Source organism: Agromyces sp. NPDC056965, assembly GCF_042673425.1.
GTDB lineage: Bacteria > Actinomycetota > Actinomycetes > Actinomycetales > Microbacteriaceae > Agromyces.
Genome location: NZ_JBHURI010000018.1, coordinates 15,750 through 31,157, shown reverse-complemented (window position 1 = coordinate 31,157; position 15,408 = coordinate 15,750). Strand labels below are relative to the sequence as shown.

The following is a 15,408-nucleotide window of genomic DNA, read 5'->3' as shown; positions in this document are numbered from 1 at the left end:
GCCACGCGCTATTCGTCGTGGTCGGTGCCGAGCAGTTCGACGAGCGAGTCGAGCACAGCCGATTCGTCGTCGCCCTCGACGACGAGGGTGACCTCGTCGCCGTGGTCGATGCCCTGCGAGATGACGCCGAGGATGCTCGCCGCGTTGACGGGCTTGCCGCCCGACTTGCTGAGCGTGACCGTGGCGCCCGAGGCGACGACGGCCTGGGTGAAGAGCTTCGCCGGCCGTGCATGCAGGCCGTGCGTCGATCCGATTCGAACTGTTCGTTCCAGCATGTTTCCGGCCCCCGTCGCGAGTATCCGTTCCCTCGTTCACCATAGCCGCCCGCCGCGGATGAGGGAGCGGTGGGCACCGCACGGCGGGTCACGATCGCGCCTCACGCGAGGCGAGTGCGAGTTCGAGCAGTGCATCCGGGTCGGCGCCGACGGCCGCATCGGCCGGGAGCAGGACCAGGTCGACGGATGCCGCGGCCGCGCGTTCGCGAACCGCGGCGAGCCGATCTCCGAGGTGGGCGCCGACGAGCAGCACGTCCGCTCCGATGAGGGTCGTCGCCAGCTGCGACTCCCCGCTCGCCGCCACCTCGATGCTCATGCCCCGGGCGTCGGCGGCACGCCGGATCCGCATCGCGACGAAGGTGCTCGAGGCGCCGGCACCGCAGACGACGATGATGCGCATGGGTGCCTCCTCGCTCCGCCCTGGCGGTCTCCGTCGATCGTCGGCTCGCACTGCGCCGTCCTCCCCTCGATTGTGCGGTGTCGGCCGGTACCGCACCAGCACACTCGCTTCCGCACCCCCGGAAGCCGTTCTCGCGAACGGGGAGGCGGCCTCGGATGGTTGACTGTGTGCACCGTCCGGAGTTCGGGCGTCTCAGCAGGAGGACCCGTGGCCGAGAACTGGGAGCGACTCGTCGCCGCGCTCGCCGAGCGCACCGGGTGGACGACCGCGGCCGAATTCTCCGCGCTCCTCGGCGTGACGCCTCGGACCATCCGCAGCTACGCCGCCAACGCCAACTCCGATGCGGGCAGGCTCATCGTCGAGTCCGGGCCGCTCGGATACCGGCTCGATCGTGCGGCATGGGCGGCCGCCTCCTCGCAACGCTCCGCCGGTGCCGGCGCCCTCCCCGCGGCCCGGGTCTCGCAGCTGATCAGGGAGCTGGTCGATGCGAGCGACGGCATCGACGTCTACGAGGCCGCTGAGGCGTTCCACGTGAGCGAGTCGACGATCGAGGCCGACCTCGGCCGCGTCAGGGCGCGGCTGGCCGGCAGCGGCCTCTCGCTCGTGCGGAGCGGCGAACGCGTGCGCCTGCGCGGAACGGAGTCGGCGGCGCGGAAGCTCCTCGCCTCGCTGTTCCACGAGGAGGCCGCCCGGGGCAGCCGAGGGGCCGACGGCCTGCGCGCCGCGTTCCCAGAACTGCCGGCCTTCCGCGAGGCGCTCGTCGCCGAACTCGCCGCGGCCGGATACGCGCCCAACGCCTACGCGCTGGACGACGTGCTGCTGCACATCGCCATCGCCGTCGACCGCATCGGCCGCAACCGGCCCCTCGATGCCGATGAGCCGGCACCGCGGGCGCCCGCCGACGGAGAGGCTCCGCTCGGGCAGCTGCTCGACCGGGTCATCCGCCGGACGTTCGGCACCCGCGTCGGCGACGCCGAACTCGCCCACCTCTCGAGGTTGCTGGGCAACCGGGCCGCCACCCGTTCGCTGGCGACGGCGGATGCCTCGCGGCCGATGCCCTCATCGCGGGCCGAGCTCGTGCGCGCCGTCGTCGGCCGCACCGCCGAGGAGTACCTCGTCGACCTCGACGACGACGAGTTCATCGATCGGCTCGCCCTGCACGTCGACAACCTCGTCGCCCGCTCGGCCGAGCGCCGCCCGTCCCGGAATCCGCTCACCGCCGCCATCAAGTCGGCGTACCCGCTCATCTACGACCTGTCGGTCTACATCGCGCACGAGCTCTCGCTCGCCGAGGGCATCGTCGTCGACGATGACGAGATCGCCTACATCGCGATGCACGTGGGCGCGTATCTCGACCGGCAGCGATCGAGCGCCGATCGCGTGCGGGTGATGATCGTGGCGCCGGCCTACCACGACGTGCACCTGACCCTCGCGGAGCGCATCGGTGCCGCGTTCCCCGACGAGATCGAGCTCGTCGGCGTCGTCGATGCCGTCGACGACCCGGCGCGCGTCCAGGCCGAGCTCGTCGTCTCGGTGCTGGAGCCCGCACAGCCGGTCGAGCACTTCGTACGGGTCGCGGTGTTTCCCACCGACGCCGATCTCGAGCGCATCCGCACCGAGGTGGCGGGCATCCGGAGCATGCGGCGTCGAGCCCGCCTCGCCGTCGCGCTCTCCGAGTACATCGCTCCCGAACTCTTCGTGCGCGGCCTCCGCGGGCACGATCCCGAGTCGGTCATCCGCATGCTCGGCGAGCGCATGATCGACGCCGGGGTGATCGACCACGCCTATGTCGATTCCGCCCTCGAACGGGAGCGGCTCTCCTCGACGGCCTTCACCGAGCACCTCGCGGTGCCGCACGCGATGACGATGTCGGCGGCCAGCACCGCGATCGCGATCGCGATCGACGAGGAGCCGATCGAGTGGACGGGCGCCCGGGTCAACGTCGTGGCCCTCATCGCGTTCTCGGAGGACGGACGGGCCCGCTTCCAGGAACTGTTCGACCAGTTCGTCGAGGCGTTCAGCGATCGCGCGAACATCGATCGGCTCGTGAGCGACGCCACGGACTATCCGGGGCTGCTCGCTGTGCTCGCGCGGCTCATGGAGCCGTGACGCGCAGCCCGGAGCGGTGCCGGGCGATCAGGCGATCGGCGTCGGCCGCACGCCGAACGGCGCCATTCCCGCTGCGCCGCCGTCGGGCGCGGTGAGCACCCAGATGCCATCGGCGTGCACCGCGACCGAGTGCTCCCAGTGGGCGGCATCCGAGCCGTCGGATGTCGTCACGGTCCAGTCGTCGTCGCGCGTGAAGGTGTCGATGGCGCCGGCGACGATCATGGGCTCGATCGCCACCACGAGCCCCGGCTTCACGGCCGGCCCGCGCCGATCCACTCGATAGTTGAAGACCGGCGGTTCCTCGTGCATCGACCGTCCGATGCCATGGCCGACGTAGTCGGTGAGGATGCCGAAGTCGCCCTCGCTCCGCACGAACTCCTCGATCGCGGCGCCGACCTCGTTGAGGTGGGACGAACCGGCGAGGGTGGCGATGCCGACCCACAAGGCCTGCTCGGTGACCCTGCTGAGCTCTCCGCGAGCGGCGACGACATCGGGTCGTGCGGCATCGGGCAGCACCGCGGTGAACGCCGAATCGCCGTTCCAGCCGTCGAGCTCGGCACCGCCGTCGACCGAGACGATGTCGCCGGCCCGGAACGGGCGATCGCCGGGGATCCCGTGCACGACATCGTCGTCGACCGAGACGCAGAGCGTGTGCCGGTAGCCGGGAACGAGCTGGAAGTTCGGACGCCCGCCCCCATCGCGGATCACGCGTTCGGCGGCGGCGTCGAGTTCGAGCGGCGTCGCACCCGGCACGAGCAGCCGGCGCGTCTCCGCGAGCGCCGCAGCGGTCAGCTCACCGGCGGCCCGCATCGAGCGGAGCTCGGCAGGCGACTTGTAGATCGACCGACGGAACACCGATGCGCTCAGGCGGTGACGCCGTTGGGCGCGAGTCCGCGTGCGGCGAGAGCCGAGAAGATGCGCTCGGTCACCTCGTCGAGCGAACCGACGCCGTCGATGCGCACGACGATGCCGCGCGGGCGGTACACGTCGAGGATCGGGGCGGTCTCCCGCTCGTAGATCGCGAGTCGGTTCGCGATGACCTCTTCGGTGTCATCGGTGCGGCCCTGCTCGACTGCGCGATGCCGCAGGCGGGCGATGCTCTCCTCGCGGGGCACCTCGAGCTCGATGACCGCGTCGAGCGACTCGCCGCGCGCCGTGAGGAACGCATCGAGGTCGTCGACCTGGCCACGGTTGCGCGGGTAGCCGTCGAGGAGGAAGCCGCCCGCGGCATCCGGCTGCTCGAGCCGATCGCGCACGAGCTCGCTCGTGAGCTCGTCGGGAACGAGGTCGCCCGCCTCGATGATCGCCTGCACGCGCTTGCCGAGCTCGGTGCCGCCGGCCACGTTGGCTCGGAAGATGTCTCCGGTGGCGACCTGGGGCACTCCGAACGCCTCCGCGACGAGCACGCCCTGCGTTCCCTTGCCGGAGCCCTGGGGCCCGACGATCAGGAAGCGAGCTGAGCCGGTTGCGGAAGCCGTCATCGGAGAAGTCCTTCGTAGTGTCGCTGCTGGAGCTGGGCGTCGATCTGCTTGACCGTCTCGAGGCCGACACCGACGATGATGAGGATCGAAGCGCCGCCGAAGGGGAAGTTCTGGTCGGCGCCCACGACCGCGAACGCGATCAGCGGGATCAGCGCGATCGCACCGAGGTACAGCGAGCCCGGCAGCGTGATGCGCGTGAGCACGTAGTCGAGGTACTCGGCGGTGGGGCGTCCGGCCCGGATGCCCGGGATGAAGCCGCCGTACTTCTTCATGTTCTCGGAGACCTCGTCGGGGTTGAACGTAATCGCCACGTAGAAGTACGTGAATCCGACGATGAGCAGGAAGTACATCAGCATGTAGAGCGGGTGGCCGCCCTGCGTGAGGTTGTTCGTGATCCACACGACCCACGGCTGCGGCGTCTCGCCGGCGGCCGGCGTGTTGAACTGCGCGATGAGTGCGGGCAGATACAGCAGCGACGAGGCGAAGATGACGGGCACGACGCCGGCCATGTTGACCTTGATCGGGATGTACGTGTTGTTGCCGCCGTACGTGCGCCGGCCGACCATGCGCTTCGCGTACTGCACCGGGATGCGCCGCTGCGACTGCTCGACGAAGACCACGGCGACCACGACCAGCAGGCCGATGGCGAGCACGATCGCGAAGACGTCCCAGCCGCGGGCGATGCCGATGGCCCAGAGCGAGCCGGGGAAGGTCGCGGCGATCGAGGTGAAGATGAGGAGCGACATGCCGTTGCCGATGCCGCGCTCGGTGATGAGCTCGCCCATCCACATGATGAGGCCGGTACCGGCGGTCATGGTGATCACCATGAGCAGGATCGCGTACCAGGCGTCGTTCGTGATGAGCTGCGAGCACTCGGGGGCACCCGACGGGAAGAGCGCGCCGGAGCGGGCGACCGTGATGAGCGTCGTCGACTGGAGCACGCCGAGCGCGATCGTCAGGTAGCGGGTGTACTGCGTGAGGCGGCCCTGACCGGCCTGACCCTCTTTGTAGAGCGTCTCGAAGTGAGGGATCACCACGCGCAGCAGCTGCACGATGATCGACGCCGTGATGTAGGGCATGATGCCCAGCGCGAAGATCGACAGCTGGAGCAGCGCGCCGCCCGAGAACAGGTTCACGAGGTCGTAGAGCCCCGCAGCGCCTGCCTGGTTCGCGGCGAGACACGCCTGGACGTTGCCGAAGTCCACGAACGGCGCGGGAATGAACGAACCCAGCCGGAACAGGGCGACGATGCCCAGCGTGAACCCGAGCTTGCGGCGAAGATCCGGCGTGCGGAAGATCCGCCCGATGGCGTTGAACACTCGTCCTCCTGTTGCTCCGTGTGGAGTCAGTCCATATGCGGCTCGAGCCAGTCGAGACCCCCGTGAATCATACGCGAGGTCCCGACTGGCTCGTGCAATCGGTGCTGTTCCGGTCTACTTGACCGAGCCGCCGGCGGCGACGATCTTCTGCTCAGCCGAGCCGGAGACCTTGTCGACCGCGACGGTGAGCTTCACCTGGATGTCGCCGTTGCCGAGAACCTTGACGCGCTCGTTCTTGCGAACGGCGCCCTTCTCGACGAGGTCGGCGATCGTGACGTCGCCGCCCTTCGGGTAGAGCTCGGCGAGCTTCTCCAGGTTCACGACCTGGTACTCGACGCGGAACGGGTTCTTGAAGCCGCGGAGCTTCGGCGCACGCATGTGGTACGGAAGCTGGCCACCCTCGAACCCGGGGCGGATGTTGTTGCGAGCCTTCGAGCCCTTGGTACCGCGACCTGCCGTCTTGCCCTTCGAACCCTCACCGCGTCCGACGCGGGTCTTGTCCTTCTTGGCACCGGGAGCGGGGCGGAGGTGGTGGACCTTCAGCACCTGCTCGCGCTTCTCAGCGACGTCCGCCTTGGGGGCGGCCTTCTTGGCGGGTGCAGCCTTCGCGGGGGCCTTCTTCGCCGGAGCCTTGGCGGCGTCGGCCGAGTCGGCCTTCGCTGCTGCGGCCTTGGCGGGGGCCTTCTTCTCGGCAGCAGCCTTGGGGGCTGCCTTCGCGGCGGCGGGCTTGTCGGCCGTCTTCTTCGCCGGAGCCTTCTTGGGGGCTTCGGCGGCGACGTCCTTCTTCTCGTCAGCCATTAGTCAATCTCCTCAACCTTCACGAGGTGCGCGACGGTGTTCACGTAGCCGCGGTTCTGCGAGTTGTCCTCGCGAACCACCGAGTCACCGATGCGCTTGAGTCCGAGGCTGCGCAGCGTGTCGCGCTGGTACTGCTTCTCGCTCACCTTGGACTTGATCTGGGTCACCTTCAGCTGCTTGGCCATCAGGCACCTGCCTTCGCTGCTGCGGCGGACTCTGCCGCCTGGGCCTCGGCACGCAGCAGACGGGCCGGAGCGACCTCGTCGTAGGCGAGGCCACGACGGGCTGCGACTGCACGCGGCTCTTCGAGCTGCTGCAGGGCGGCGACCGTGGCGTGCACGATGTTGATGGTGTTCGACGAACCGAGCGACTTGCTCAGCACGTCGTGGATGCCGGCGCACTCGAGCACCGCACGCACGGGACCACCGGCGATGACACCGGTACCGGCCGAAGCGGGGCGGAGCAGGACGACGCCGGCTGCAGCCTCACCCTGGACGGGGTGCGGGATGGTCGCGCCGACGCGAGGAACGCGGAAGAAGTTCTTCTTCGCCTCCTCGACGCCCTTCGAGATCGCGGTCGGGACCTCGCGGGCCTTGCCGTAGCCGACGCCGACGAGTCCGTTGCCGTCACCCACGACGACGAGCGCCGTGAAGCTGAAGCGACGGCCGCCCTTGACGACCTTCGACACGCGGTTGATGGTCACGACGCGCTCGAGGAACTGGCTCTTGTCGGCGTCACGGCCACCGCGGTCGCGGCCACCCTGGTTGCGGTCACGACCGCCACCGCGACGGTTGTCGCGCTCGTTCCGAGCCGGCTCCGAAGCTGCTGCCGTCTCGACGGGTGCTTCTGCGGTCACCTCGGTCTCCTTCGTAGTGTTCTCGCTCACAGGTTGAGCCCTGCCTCTCGCGCTCCATCGGCGATCGCTGCGACACGACCGGCGTACTTGTTGCCGCCGCGGTCGAAGACGACGGACTCGATGCCGGCCTTCTTCGCACGCTCTGCGACGAGCTCGCCGACCTTCTTGGCCTTGGCGGTCTTGTCACCGTCGAACACACGGAGGTCTGCCTCCATGGTCGAGGCGCTGGCGACGGTCAGGCCCTTGCTGTCGTCGACGACCTGGACGAACACGTGACGTGCCGAACGGGTGACGACGAGGCGCGGACGCAGCTCGGTGCCGACGACCTTCTTGCGAAGGCGGGTGTGGCGGCGCGAACGCGCAGCCGTCTTGGTCTTCACAGCCATGATTACTTACCTGACTTTCCGGCCTTGCGACGCACGACCTCGCCGGCGTAGCGGATGCCCTTGCCCTTGTACGGCTCGGGCTTCTTGATCTTGCGGATGTTCGCGGCGACCTCGCCGACCGCCTGCTTGTCGATGCCCGCGACCGTGATCTTGTTGTTGCCCTCGACGGTCAACGTGATGCCGGTGGGTGCGTCGACGACGACGGGGTGCGAGAAACCGAGCGCGAGCTCGAGCGACGAGCCCTTCTGCGCGACGCGGTAACCGGTTCCAACGATCTCGAGTGCCTTGCTGTAGCCCTGGGTCACGCCGATGATCTGGTTGGCGATGAGGGTACGCGTGAGGCCGTGCAGCGAGCGCGAGGTGCGCTCGTCGTCGGGGCGGGTGACGAGAACCTGGTTCTCTTCGAGCTTGACCTCGATGGGGGCGGCGACGGTGAGCGCGAGCTCGCCCTTCGGGCCCTTCACCGAAACGGCCTGGCCGTCGATCTTGACCTCGACGCCCGCGGGGATGTCGATGGGGAGACGTCCGATTCGTGACATGGAACTACCACACGTAGGCGAGGACTTCTCCGCCTACGCCCTTCTTCTCGGCCTGACGGTCGGTGAGCAGACCGCTGGAGGTGGACAGGATGGCAACGCCGAGGCCGCCGAGCACCTTGGGGAGCTCCGTCGACTTCGCGTAGACGCGGAGGCCGGGCTTGGAGACGCGCTTGATGCCAGCGATCGAACGCTCGCGGTTGGGGCCGAACTTGAGCTGCAGCGTGAGCGTCTTGCCCACGCGAGCGTCAGTCAGCTCGAAGTCCGCGATGTAGCCCTCCTTCTTCAAGATCTCGGCGATGTTCGCCTTGAGCTTGGAGTTGGGCATCGACACGGAGTCGTGGTGTGCGGAGTTCGCGTTCCGCAGACGGGTCAGCATGTCAGCGACCGGGTCGGTCATCGTCATGACGAGTATTTCCTTACGTTCACCAGGTTTCAGCGCCCGTTACACGAGCGATGACCTGTGGTGTCGGTCTCCCGCGGATGCGGAGGACCGGATCGGATGCTGCGGGCGCGAGCCCGCAGCATCCGTGGTTCAGTTGGCGGCGTCGGCCGACTTGAAGGGGAAGCCGAGCTGCTTGAGCAGCGCGCGGCCCTCTTCGTCCGTCTTGGCGGTGGTCACCACAGTGATGTCCATGCCGCGGACGCGGTCGATCTTGTCCTGGTCGATCTCGTGGAACATCGACTGCTCCGTGAGACCGAAGGTGTAGTTGCCGGTGCCGTCGAACTGCTTGTCCGAGAGGCCGCGGAAGTCGCGGATACGGGGCAGTGCGAGCGAGAGCAGGCGGTCGAGGAACTCCCACATGCGGTCGCCACGGAGGGTGACGTGCGCGCCGATGGGCTGTCCCTCGCGCAGCTTGAACTGCGCGATGGACTTGCGAGCCTTCGTGACCTGCGGCTTCTGGCCGGTGATCTTGGTGAGGTCGGCGATCGCGCCGTCGATGACCTTGCCATCGCGTGCGGCCTCGCCGACACCCATGTTCACGACGATCTTCACGAGACCCGGAACCTGGTGCACGTTGGTGTAGCCGTGCTCCTCGGTGAGGGCCTTCGAGATCTCGTCCCGGTACTTGGTCTTCAGGCGCGGCTGGATTTTGCCAGCCTGCGTAGCCGTGTCGGTCATTACAGGTCCTTACCTGACTTCTTTGCGTAACGGACGCGGACGGTCTTGTCGACGCCGTCCTTCGTCACGGTCTCGATGCGGAAACCGACGCGGGTCGGCTTCTTCGACTCGGGGTCGACGAGCGCGACGTTCGAGACGTGGATCGGGGCCTCGACGGTCTCGATGCCGCCGGTCTTCGAGCCGCGCTGCGTCTGGCCGACGCGAACGTGCTTCGTCACGAAGTTGATGCCTTCGACGACGACGCGGTTCTCGGCGACGAGCACCTCGAGGACCTTGCCCTGCTTGCCGCGATCTCCGCCGCGAGCCTGGCTGCGGCCCGAGATGACCTGAACGAGGTCACCCTTCTTGATGTTGGCCATGACTAGATAACCTCCGGTGCCAGCGAGATGATCTTCATGAACTTCTTGTCGCGGAGCTCGCGACCGACCGGTCCGAAGATACGGGTGCCGCGGGGGTCACCATCGTTCTTCAGGATCACTGCGGCGTTCTCGTCGAACTTGATGTAGGAGCCGTCGGGACGACGGGTCTCCTTGACGGTGCGGACGATGACGGCCTTGACCACATCGCCCTTCTTGACGTTGCCGCCGGGGATCGCGTCCTTGACGGTCGCGACGATGGTGTCACCGAGGCCGGCGTACCGGCGCTTCGAGCCACCGAGCACGCGGATCGTGAGGAGCACCTTGGCGCCGGTGTTGTCGGCGACCTTGACTCGTGATTCCTGCTGAAGCACTTTGAATCTCCTTCTTTCAAGTAAGCCCGGGGCTTACTTGGCCTTCTCGACGATCTCGACGAGGCGCCAGCGCTTCGTGGCGGAAAGGGGACGGGTCTCGCTGATCACGACGAGGTCGCCGATGCCGGCGGTGTTCAGCTCGTCGTGAGCCTTGACCTTCGAGGTGCGGCGCAGAACCTTGCCGTACAGCGGGTGCTTCACGCGGTCCTCGACCTCGACGACGATGGTCTTGTCCATCTTGTCGCTGACGACGTAGCCGCGACGAACCTTGCGGTAGCCGCGGACGAGCTCGGCCGCGGTGTCGACCTCGGCCGAAGCCTTCTTGGTCTCAGCCATGATCAGGCCTCCTTCGTCTCTTCGACCTCGGCTGCAGCATCAGCGGATGCCTCGGCCTTGGCCTTCTTCGTCTTCTTCTCGGCCTTGACCGGAACCTCGACCGGCGCGGGCGTTGCCCGGATGCCGAGTTCGCGCTCGCGGATGACCGTGTAGATGCGCGCGATGTCGCGCTTGACCGCCCGGAGGCGGCCGTGGCTTTCGAGCTGACCCGTGGCCGACTGGAAGCGCAGGTTGAACAGCTCTTCCTTGGCCTTCTTCAGCTCGTCGACGAGTCGCTCGTCTTCAAAGGTGTCGAGCTCGACGGGGCTGAGCTCCTTGGTGCCGACGGCCATTATGCGTCGCCCTCCTCGCGCTTGATGATGCGTGCCTTGAGGGGCAGCTTGTGGATGGCACGGGTCATGGCCTCACGAGCGAGTTCCTCGGAGACGCCGGAGACCTCGAAGAGGACTCGACCCGGCTTGACGTTCGCGACCCACCACTCGGGCGAACCCTTACCGGAACCCATGCGGGTTTCGGCCGGCTTCTTCGTGAGCGGACGGTCGGGGTAGATGTTGATCCACACCTTGCCGCCACGCTTGATGTGACGCGTCATGGCGATACGAGCGGACTCGATCTGACGGTTGGTCACGTACGCGGGGGTCAACGCCTGGATGCCGAACTCACCGAAGGTGACCTTCGTGCCGCCGGTGGCGTGGCCCGAACGGCCGGGGTGGTGCTGCTTGCGGTACTTGACTCGACGGGGAATCAACATGGTTATGCCTCAACTCCTGCTGCCACCGGCTCCTGCGCCTTGGGCGCACGGCGGGGACGGTCACTGCGCTCGGGGCGCGACGACTTCTGGTTGGCCTGCTCGCGGGCGAGCTCCTTGTTGGTGATGTCGCCCTTGTAGATCCAGACCTTCACACCGATGCGGCCGAAGGTGGTCTTCGCCTCGTAGAAGCCGTAGTCGATGTTCGCGCGGAGGGTGTGCAGGGGCACACGGCCTTCGCGGTAGAACTCCGAACGGCTCATCTCGGCGCCGCCGAGGCGGCCGGAGACCTGGATGCGGACGCCCTTGGCGCCGGCGCGCTGAGCACCCTGCAGGCCCTTGCGCATCGCGCGGCGGAATGCCACACGAGCGGAGAGCTGCTCGGCGATGCCCTGAGCGACGAGCTGAGCGTCGGCCTCGGGGTTCTTCACCTCGAGGATGTTCAGCTGGATCTGCTTGCCGCTGAGCTTCTCGAGGTCGGCGCGGATGCGCTCGGCCTCGGCGCCGCGGCGGCCGATCACGATGCCGGGACGAGCCGTGTGGATGTCCACGCGGACACGGTCGCGGGTGCGCTCGATCTCGATGCGCGAGACACCGGCACGGTCGAGCGACGTCTGCAGCAGTCGACGGATCTTGATGTCTTCTGCAAGGTAGTCGGCGTAGCGCTGACCGGGCTTCGTCGAGTCGGAGAACCACCGCGACACATGGTCGGTGGTGATGCCGAGACGGAAGCCGTACGGGTTTACTTTCTGACCCATTACTTCGTACCCTCCTCGGGCGTGGCGAGCACGACGGTGATGTGGCTCGTTCGCTTGTTGATGCGGAAGGCACGACCCTGAGCGCGCGGCTGGAATCGCTTGAGGGTGGTGCCCTCATCGACGAATGCGCGGCTGATGTAGAGGTCCTGCTCGTCCAGGTAGGTGTTCGTGGCATCGGCCTTGACGCGAGCGTTCGCGATGGCCGAGGCGACGAGCTTGTACACCGGCTCGCTCGCACCCTGGGGGGCGAACTTCAGGATGGCGAGTGCCTCCTGTGCCTGGCGGCCGCGGATCATGTTGACGACGCGGCGGGCCTTCATGGGGGTGACGCGGATGTGTCGCACGCGTGCGATCGACTCCACCATTTCTTCTCCTCCTTCACGTCACCGCTTAGCGGCGACGGCCCTTCTTGTCGTCCTTCACGTGTCCACGGAAGGTGCGGGTGGGGGCGAACTCGCCGAGCTTGTGACCCACCATGGTCTCGGTGACGAACACCGGGATGTGCTTGCGACCGTCGTGCACCGCGATGGTGTGACCCAGCATGGCCGGGATGATCATCGAGCGGCGCGACCAGGTCTTGATGACGTTCTTGCTGCCGGCCTCGTTCGCCGTGATCACCTTGCGAAGCAGGTGGTCATCGACGAAGGGGCCCTTCTTCAGACTGCGTGGCATCTTCTACAACTCCTACTTGCGCTTCTTGCCGACGTTACGGCGGCGAACGATGAGCTTGTCGCTGGGGAGGTCGCGCTTGCGCGTGCGGCCTTCCTTCTGGCCCCAGGGGCTGACGGGGTGACGTCCACCGGACGTCTTGCCCTCGCCACCACCGTGCGGGTGGTCGACCGGGTTCATGGCGACACCGCGGACGGTCGGGCGGACGCCCTTCCAGCGCATGCGGCCGGCCTTGCCCCAGTTGATGTTCGACTGCTCGGCGTTGCCGACCTCGCCGACGGTCGCGCGGCAGCGCGCGTCGACGTTGCGGATCTCGCCCGAGGGCAGGCGCAGCTGGGCGTAGGGGCCGTCCTTCGCAACGAGGCGAACGGATGCTCCGGCCGAGCGTGCCATCTTGGCACCGCCGCCGGGGCGCAGCTCGATGGCGTGCACCACGGTACCGGTGGGGATGTTCTTCAGCGGCAGGTTGTTGCCGGGCTTGATGTCGGCGCCGGGACCCGACTCGACGATGTCGCCCTGCGACAGCTTGTTCGGAGCCAGGATGTAGCGCTTGGTGCCGTCGACGAAGTGCAGCAGCGCGATGCGCGCGGTGCGGTTGGGGTCGTACTCGATGTGAGCGACCTTGGCGTTGACGCCGTCCTTGTCGTTGCGCTTGAAGTCGATCACGCGGTACTGGCGCTTGTGGCCACCACCGATGTGACGCGTCGTGATGCGGCCCTGGTTGTTGCGACCACCGGTCTTCGGCAGCGGGCGGAGCAGCGACTTCTCAGGCGTGGAGCGAGTGATCTCCGCGAAGTCGGCGACCGACGAACCGCGACGACCGGGAGTCGTGGGCTTGTACTTACGAATAGCCATTCTTATTCCTCTGCTCCCTAGCCGACAGCCGTGAAGATGTCGATCGAGCCGGACTTGAGGGTGACGATCGCGCGCTTGGTGTCCTTGCGCTTGCCCATGCCGAACCGGGTACGGCGGGTCTTGCCCTGGCGGTTCAGGGTGTTGATCGACGCCACCTGGACGTTGAAGATCTTCTCGATGGCGAGCTTGATCTCGGTCTTGTTCGAACGGGGGTCCACGATGAACGTGTACTTGCCCTCGTCGATCAGGCCGTAGCTCTTCTCCGAGACGACGGGCGCGATGATGATGTCGCGCGGGTCCTTGTTGTTCGCGGCGGCGGTCATGCCGAGACCTCTTCCTTCTTCGCCGTCTTCGAGGCCACGAAGGACTCGAGGGCAGCGGTGCTGAAGACGATGTCGTCCGAGACGAGCACGTCGTAGGCGTTCAGCTGGTCGACGCGCAGCACGTGCACGGTCGGGATGTTCCGAACCGCGCGCTGCGAGAGCTCTTCACCGTGCGTGAGCACGACGAGGAAGCGCTTGGCCGGAGCGATCGCTGCGAGGAGCGAGACGGCTTCCTTGGTCTTCGGCGTCTCGCTGGCCGTGAAGGCCGTGACCGCGTGGACGCGGCCGCCGCGAGCGCGGTCGGAGAGCGAGCCGAGGAGGGCCGCTGCGATCATCTTCTTGGGCGTGCGCTGCGAGTAGTCACGCGGCTGCGGGCCGTGAACGATGCCACCGCCGGTCATCTGAGGAGCGCGGATCGAACCCTGACGGGCGCGGCCGGTGCCCTTCTGCTTGAACGGCTTGCGACCGGCGCCGGAAACCTCGCCGCGGGTCTTGGTCTTGTGCGTGCCCTGGCGCGCTGCTGCGAGCTGGGCGACGACGACCTGGTGGATGAGCGGGACGTTGGTCTGCACGTCGAAGAGTTCGGCGGGCAGCTCGACCGAGCCGGACTTCTTGCCGGTCGCGTCGAGCACGTCAATGGTGTTGGCGGTAGCCATGGACTACGCCCCCTTCACTGCGTTGCGGACGAAAACGAGACGGCCGCGAGCACCGGGAACCGCGCCCTTGACGAGCAGCAGGCCCTTCTCGGCGTCGACGGCGTGCACGCGGAGGTTGAGCACGGTCACGCGCTCGCCACCCATGCGGCCGGCCATGCGCATGCCCTTGAAGACGCGGCTGGGCGTCGACGAGGCACCGATGGAACCGGGCTTGCGGTGGTTGCGGTGCGAACCGTGCGAAGCGGAGACACCCTTGAAGTTGTGGCGCTTCATGACACCGGCGAAGCCCTTGCCCTTGCTCGTGCCGACGACGTCGACGAGCTGGCCGGCCTCGAAGGCACCCTCGACGGGGAGCTCCTGGCCGAGGGAGTACGACGCGGCGTCCGCGGTGCGGACCTCGGTCAGGTGGCGACGGGGGGTCACGCCTGCGGCGGCGAAGTGGCCGGTCGCGGGCTGGTTGACCTTGCGCGGGTCGATGGCGCCTGCAGCGATCTGCACAGCCTCGTAGCCGTCGTTCTCGACGGTGCGGAGCTGGGTGACCACGTTGGGTGCGATCTCGATGACGGTCACGGGCACGAGCTTGTTGTTCTCGTCCCACACCTGGGTCATGCCGAGCTTGGTGCCGAGCAGACCCTTCACGTTCTTGGTAGCGGAAGACATCTGTTACCTCAGAGCTTGATCTCGATGTTGACGTCGGCCGGCAGGTCGAGTCGCATGAGCGAGTCGACGGCCTTGGGCGTCGGGTCCACGATGTCGATGAGGCGCTTGTGGGTGCGCATCTCGAAGTGCTCGCGGCTGTCCTTGTACTTGTGGGGCGAGCGGATGACGCACACCACGTTCTTCTCCGTCGGAAGCGGCACCGGACCGACGACCGTGGCACCCGCGCGGGTCACCGTGTCGACGATCTTGCGTGCCGAGGTGTCGATGACCTCGTGGTCATACGACTTCAGTCGAATGCGGATCTTCTGTCCCGCCATTGCTGACTCTCTCTCTGTCAAGGCGTCTTACCCCTTCCGAGGGCATCGGACGCCGCGTAGCTACTCCGTGTGA

26 protein-coding genes are annotated in these 15,408 nt (G+C 67.3%); 1 reads left to right on the top strand and 25 read right to left on the bottom strand.

Annotated elements, in window-relative coordinates:
• Positions 1 to 8: 8 nt before the first annotated feature.
• Both ACFTQE_RS06695 and ACFTQE_RS06690 read right to left on the bottom strand, forming a co-directional pair.
• Complete coding sequence (locus ACFTQE_RS06695) at positions 9 to 275, bottom strand: HPr family phosphocarrier protein (RefSeq protein WP_375835166.1); 267 nt, start codon at positions 273 to 275, stop codon at positions 9 to 11.
• An 88-nt stretch (positions 276 to 363) separates the two neighbouring features.
• Positions 364 to 675, bottom strand: coding sequence for a PTS sugar transporter subunit IIB (locus ACFTQE_RS06690; protein WP_376924308.1), 312 nt, complete (start codon positions 673 to 675; stop codon positions 364 to 366).
• Positions 676 to 882: 207 nt separating this feature from the next.
• Between ACFTQE_RS06690 and ACFTQE_RS06685 the strand changes: the two genes are divergently transcribed.
• A complete protein-coding gene (locus ACFTQE_RS06685) occupies positions 883 to 2,784 on the top strand; it encodes a BglG family transcription antiterminator (protein ID WP_376924307.1) in 1,902 nt (633 codons plus the stop codon).
• 27 nt (positions 2,785 to 2,811) lie between these two features.
• Here ACFTQE_RS06685 and map read toward each other — a convergent pair whose 3' ends face one another.
• The 23 genes from map to rpsJ all read right to left on the bottom strand — a co-directional run bounded on the left by map (position 2,812) and on the right by rpsJ (position 15,335).
• The gene (gene map, locus ACFTQE_RS06680; protein ID WP_376924306.1) at positions 2,812 to 3,639 is read right to left on the bottom strand and encodes a type I methionyl aminopeptidase; all 828 of its coding nucleotides are present in this window, start codon (positions 3,637 to 3,639) and stop codon (positions 2,812 to 2,814) included.
• Between the two features lie 8 nt (positions 3,640 to 3,647).
• Positions 3,648 to 4,265: an adenylate kinase gene (locus tag ACFTQE_RS06675; RefSeq protein ID WP_376924305.1), complete on the bottom strand. Its 618-nt coding sequence runs from the start codon at positions 4,263 to 4,265 to the stop codon at positions 3,648 to 3,650.
• Positions 4,262 to 5,584, bottom strand: coding sequence for a preprotein translocase subunit SecY (secY, locus tag ACFTQE_RS06670; protein ID WP_376924304.1), 1,323 nt, complete (start codon positions 5,582 to 5,584; stop codon positions 4,262 to 4,264). Before secY ends, ACFTQE_RS06675 begins: the two co-directional genes overlap by 4 nt.
• Before the next feature lie 114 nt (positions 5,585 to 5,698).
• Entirely contained in the window at positions 5,699 to 6,382 is a 684-nt protein-coding gene (rplO, locus tag ACFTQE_RS06665; RefSeq protein ID WP_375835176.1) for a 50S ribosomal protein L15, read from the bottom strand.
• The gene (rpmD, locus tag ACFTQE_RS06660) at positions 6,382 to 6,567 is read right to left on the bottom strand and encodes a 50S ribosomal protein L30 (RefSeq protein WP_375835177.1); all 186 of its coding nucleotides are present in this window, start codon (positions 6,565 to 6,567) and stop codon (positions 6,382 to 6,384) included. Before rpmD ends, rplO begins: the two co-directional genes overlap by 1 nt.
• Positions 6,567 to 7,268: a 30S ribosomal protein S5 gene (rpsE, locus tag ACFTQE_RS06655; RefSeq protein WP_375854776.1), complete on the bottom strand. Its 702-nt coding sequence runs from the start codon at positions 7,266 to 7,268 to the stop codon at positions 6,567 to 6,569. Before rpsE ends, rpmD begins: the two co-directional genes overlap by 1 nt.
• Positions 7,265 to 7,624: a 50S ribosomal protein L18 gene (rplR, locus tag ACFTQE_RS06650; RefSeq protein ID WP_056010846.1), complete on the bottom strand. Its 360-nt coding sequence runs from the start codon at positions 7,622 to 7,624 to the stop codon at positions 7,265 to 7,267. Before rplR ends, rpsE begins: the two co-directional genes overlap by 4 nt.
• Before the next feature lie 2 nt (positions 7,625 to 7,626).
• Positions 7,627 to 8,163 carry a 50S ribosomal protein L6 gene (rplF, locus tag ACFTQE_RS06645; protein ID WP_376924303.1) on the bottom strand — a complete coding sequence of 179 codons (537 nt, stop codon included), beginning with the start codon at positions 8,161 to 8,163 and terminating at the stop codon, positions 7,627 to 7,629.
• A 4-nt stretch (positions 8,164 to 8,167) separates the two neighbouring features.
• On the bottom strand, positions 8,168 to 8,566 hold the full coding sequence (gene rpsH / locus ACFTQE_RS06640; RefSeq protein WP_056010852.1) for a 30S ribosomal protein S8: 399 nt from the start codon (positions 8,564 to 8,566) through the stop codon (positions 8,168 to 8,170).
• Positions 8,567 to 8,695: 129 nt separating this feature from the next.
• Positions 8,696 to 9,283 carry a 50S ribosomal protein L5 gene (gene rplE / locus ACFTQE_RS06635; protein WP_056010855.1) on the bottom strand — a complete coding sequence of 196 codons (588 nt, stop codon included), beginning with the start codon at positions 9,281 to 9,283 and terminating at the stop codon, positions 8,696 to 8,698.
• Positions 9,283 to 9,642, bottom strand: coding sequence for a 50S ribosomal protein L24 (gene rplX / locus ACFTQE_RS06630; RefSeq protein WP_056010858.1), 360 nt, complete (start codon positions 9,640 to 9,642; stop codon positions 9,283 to 9,285). Before rplX ends, rplE begins: the two co-directional genes overlap by 1 nt.
• A gap of 2 nt (positions 9,643 to 9,644) precedes the next feature.
• On the bottom strand, positions 9,645 to 10,013 hold the full coding sequence (gene rplN / locus ACFTQE_RS06625; protein WP_056010861.1) for a 50S ribosomal protein L14: 369 nt from the start codon (positions 10,011 to 10,013) through the stop codon (positions 9,645 to 9,647).
• 33 nt (positions 10,014 to 10,046) lie between these two features.
• Positions 10,047 to 10,349, bottom strand: coding sequence for a 30S ribosomal protein S17 (rpsQ, locus tag ACFTQE_RS06620; RefSeq protein WP_375835182.1), 303 nt, complete (start codon positions 10,347 to 10,349; stop codon positions 10,047 to 10,049).
• A gap of 2 nt (positions 10,350 to 10,351) precedes the next feature.
• Positions 10,352 to 10,681 carry a 50S ribosomal protein L29 gene (rpmC, locus tag ACFTQE_RS06615; RefSeq protein ID WP_074260109.1) on the bottom strand — a complete coding sequence of 110 codons (330 nt, stop codon included), beginning with the start codon at positions 10,679 to 10,681 and terminating at the stop codon, positions 10,352 to 10,354.
• A complete protein-coding gene (rplP, locus tag ACFTQE_RS06610; RefSeq protein WP_056010870.1) occupies positions 10,681 to 11,100 on the bottom strand; it encodes a 50S ribosomal protein L16 in 420 nt (139 codons plus the stop codon). The genes rpmC and rplP overlap by 1 nt, the downstream gene beginning before the upstream one ends.
• 2 nt (positions 11,101 to 11,102) lie before the next feature.
• Positions 11,103 to 11,855 carry a 30S ribosomal protein S3 gene (gene rpsC / locus ACFTQE_RS06605; protein WP_056010873.1) on the bottom strand — a complete coding sequence of 251 codons (753 nt, stop codon included), beginning with the start codon at positions 11,853 to 11,855 and terminating at the stop codon, positions 11,103 to 11,105.
• Positions 11,855 to 12,220: a 50S ribosomal protein L22 gene (gene rplV / locus ACFTQE_RS06600; RefSeq protein WP_074260108.1), complete on the bottom strand. Its 366-nt coding sequence runs from the start codon at positions 12,218 to 12,220 to the stop codon at positions 11,855 to 11,857. The genes rpsC and rplV overlap by 1 nt, the downstream gene beginning before the upstream one ends.
• 25 nt (positions 12,221 to 12,245) lie before the next feature.
• Positions 12,246 to 12,527 (bottom strand): 30S ribosomal protein S19, encoded by a 282-nt coding sequence (gene rpsS, locus ACFTQE_RS06595; protein ID WP_056010880.1) that lies wholly within the window; start codon positions 12,525 to 12,527, stop codon positions 12,246 to 12,248.
• Between the two features lie 12 nt (positions 12,528 to 12,539).
• Positions 12,540 to 13,379, bottom strand: a complete 840-nt coding sequence (rplB, locus tag ACFTQE_RS06590) for a 50S ribosomal protein L2 (RefSeq protein ID WP_074260107.1) — start codon at positions 13,377 to 13,379, stop codon at positions 12,540 to 12,542.
• 17 nt (positions 13,380 to 13,396) lie between these two features.
• Positions 13,397 to 13,702 carry a 50S ribosomal protein L23 gene (gene rplW / locus ACFTQE_RS06585; RefSeq protein ID WP_056010886.1) on the bottom strand — a complete coding sequence of 102 codons (306 nt, stop codon included), beginning with the start codon at positions 13,700 to 13,702 and terminating at the stop codon, positions 13,397 to 13,399.
• Positions 13,699 to 14,358, bottom strand: coding sequence for a 50S ribosomal protein L4 (gene rplD, locus ACFTQE_RS06580; RefSeq protein ID WP_375835185.1), 660 nt, complete (start codon positions 14,356 to 14,358; stop codon positions 13,699 to 13,701). Before rplD ends, rplW begins: the two co-directional genes overlap by 4 nt.
• Before the next feature lie 3 nt (positions 14,359 to 14,361).
• The gene (gene rplC, locus ACFTQE_RS06575) at positions 14,362 to 15,018 is read right to left on the bottom strand and encodes a 50S ribosomal protein L3 (protein ID WP_332062636.1); all 657 of its coding nucleotides are present in this window, start codon (positions 15,016 to 15,018) and stop codon (positions 14,362 to 14,364) included.
• An 8-nt stretch (positions 15,019 to 15,026) separates the two neighbouring features.
• Complete coding sequence (gene rpsJ, locus ACFTQE_RS06570; protein WP_017201594.1) at positions 15,027 to 15,335, bottom strand: 30S ribosomal protein S10; 309 nt, start codon at positions 15,333 to 15,335, stop codon at positions 15,027 to 15,029.
• Positions 15,336 to 15,408 lie beyond the last annotated feature (73 nt).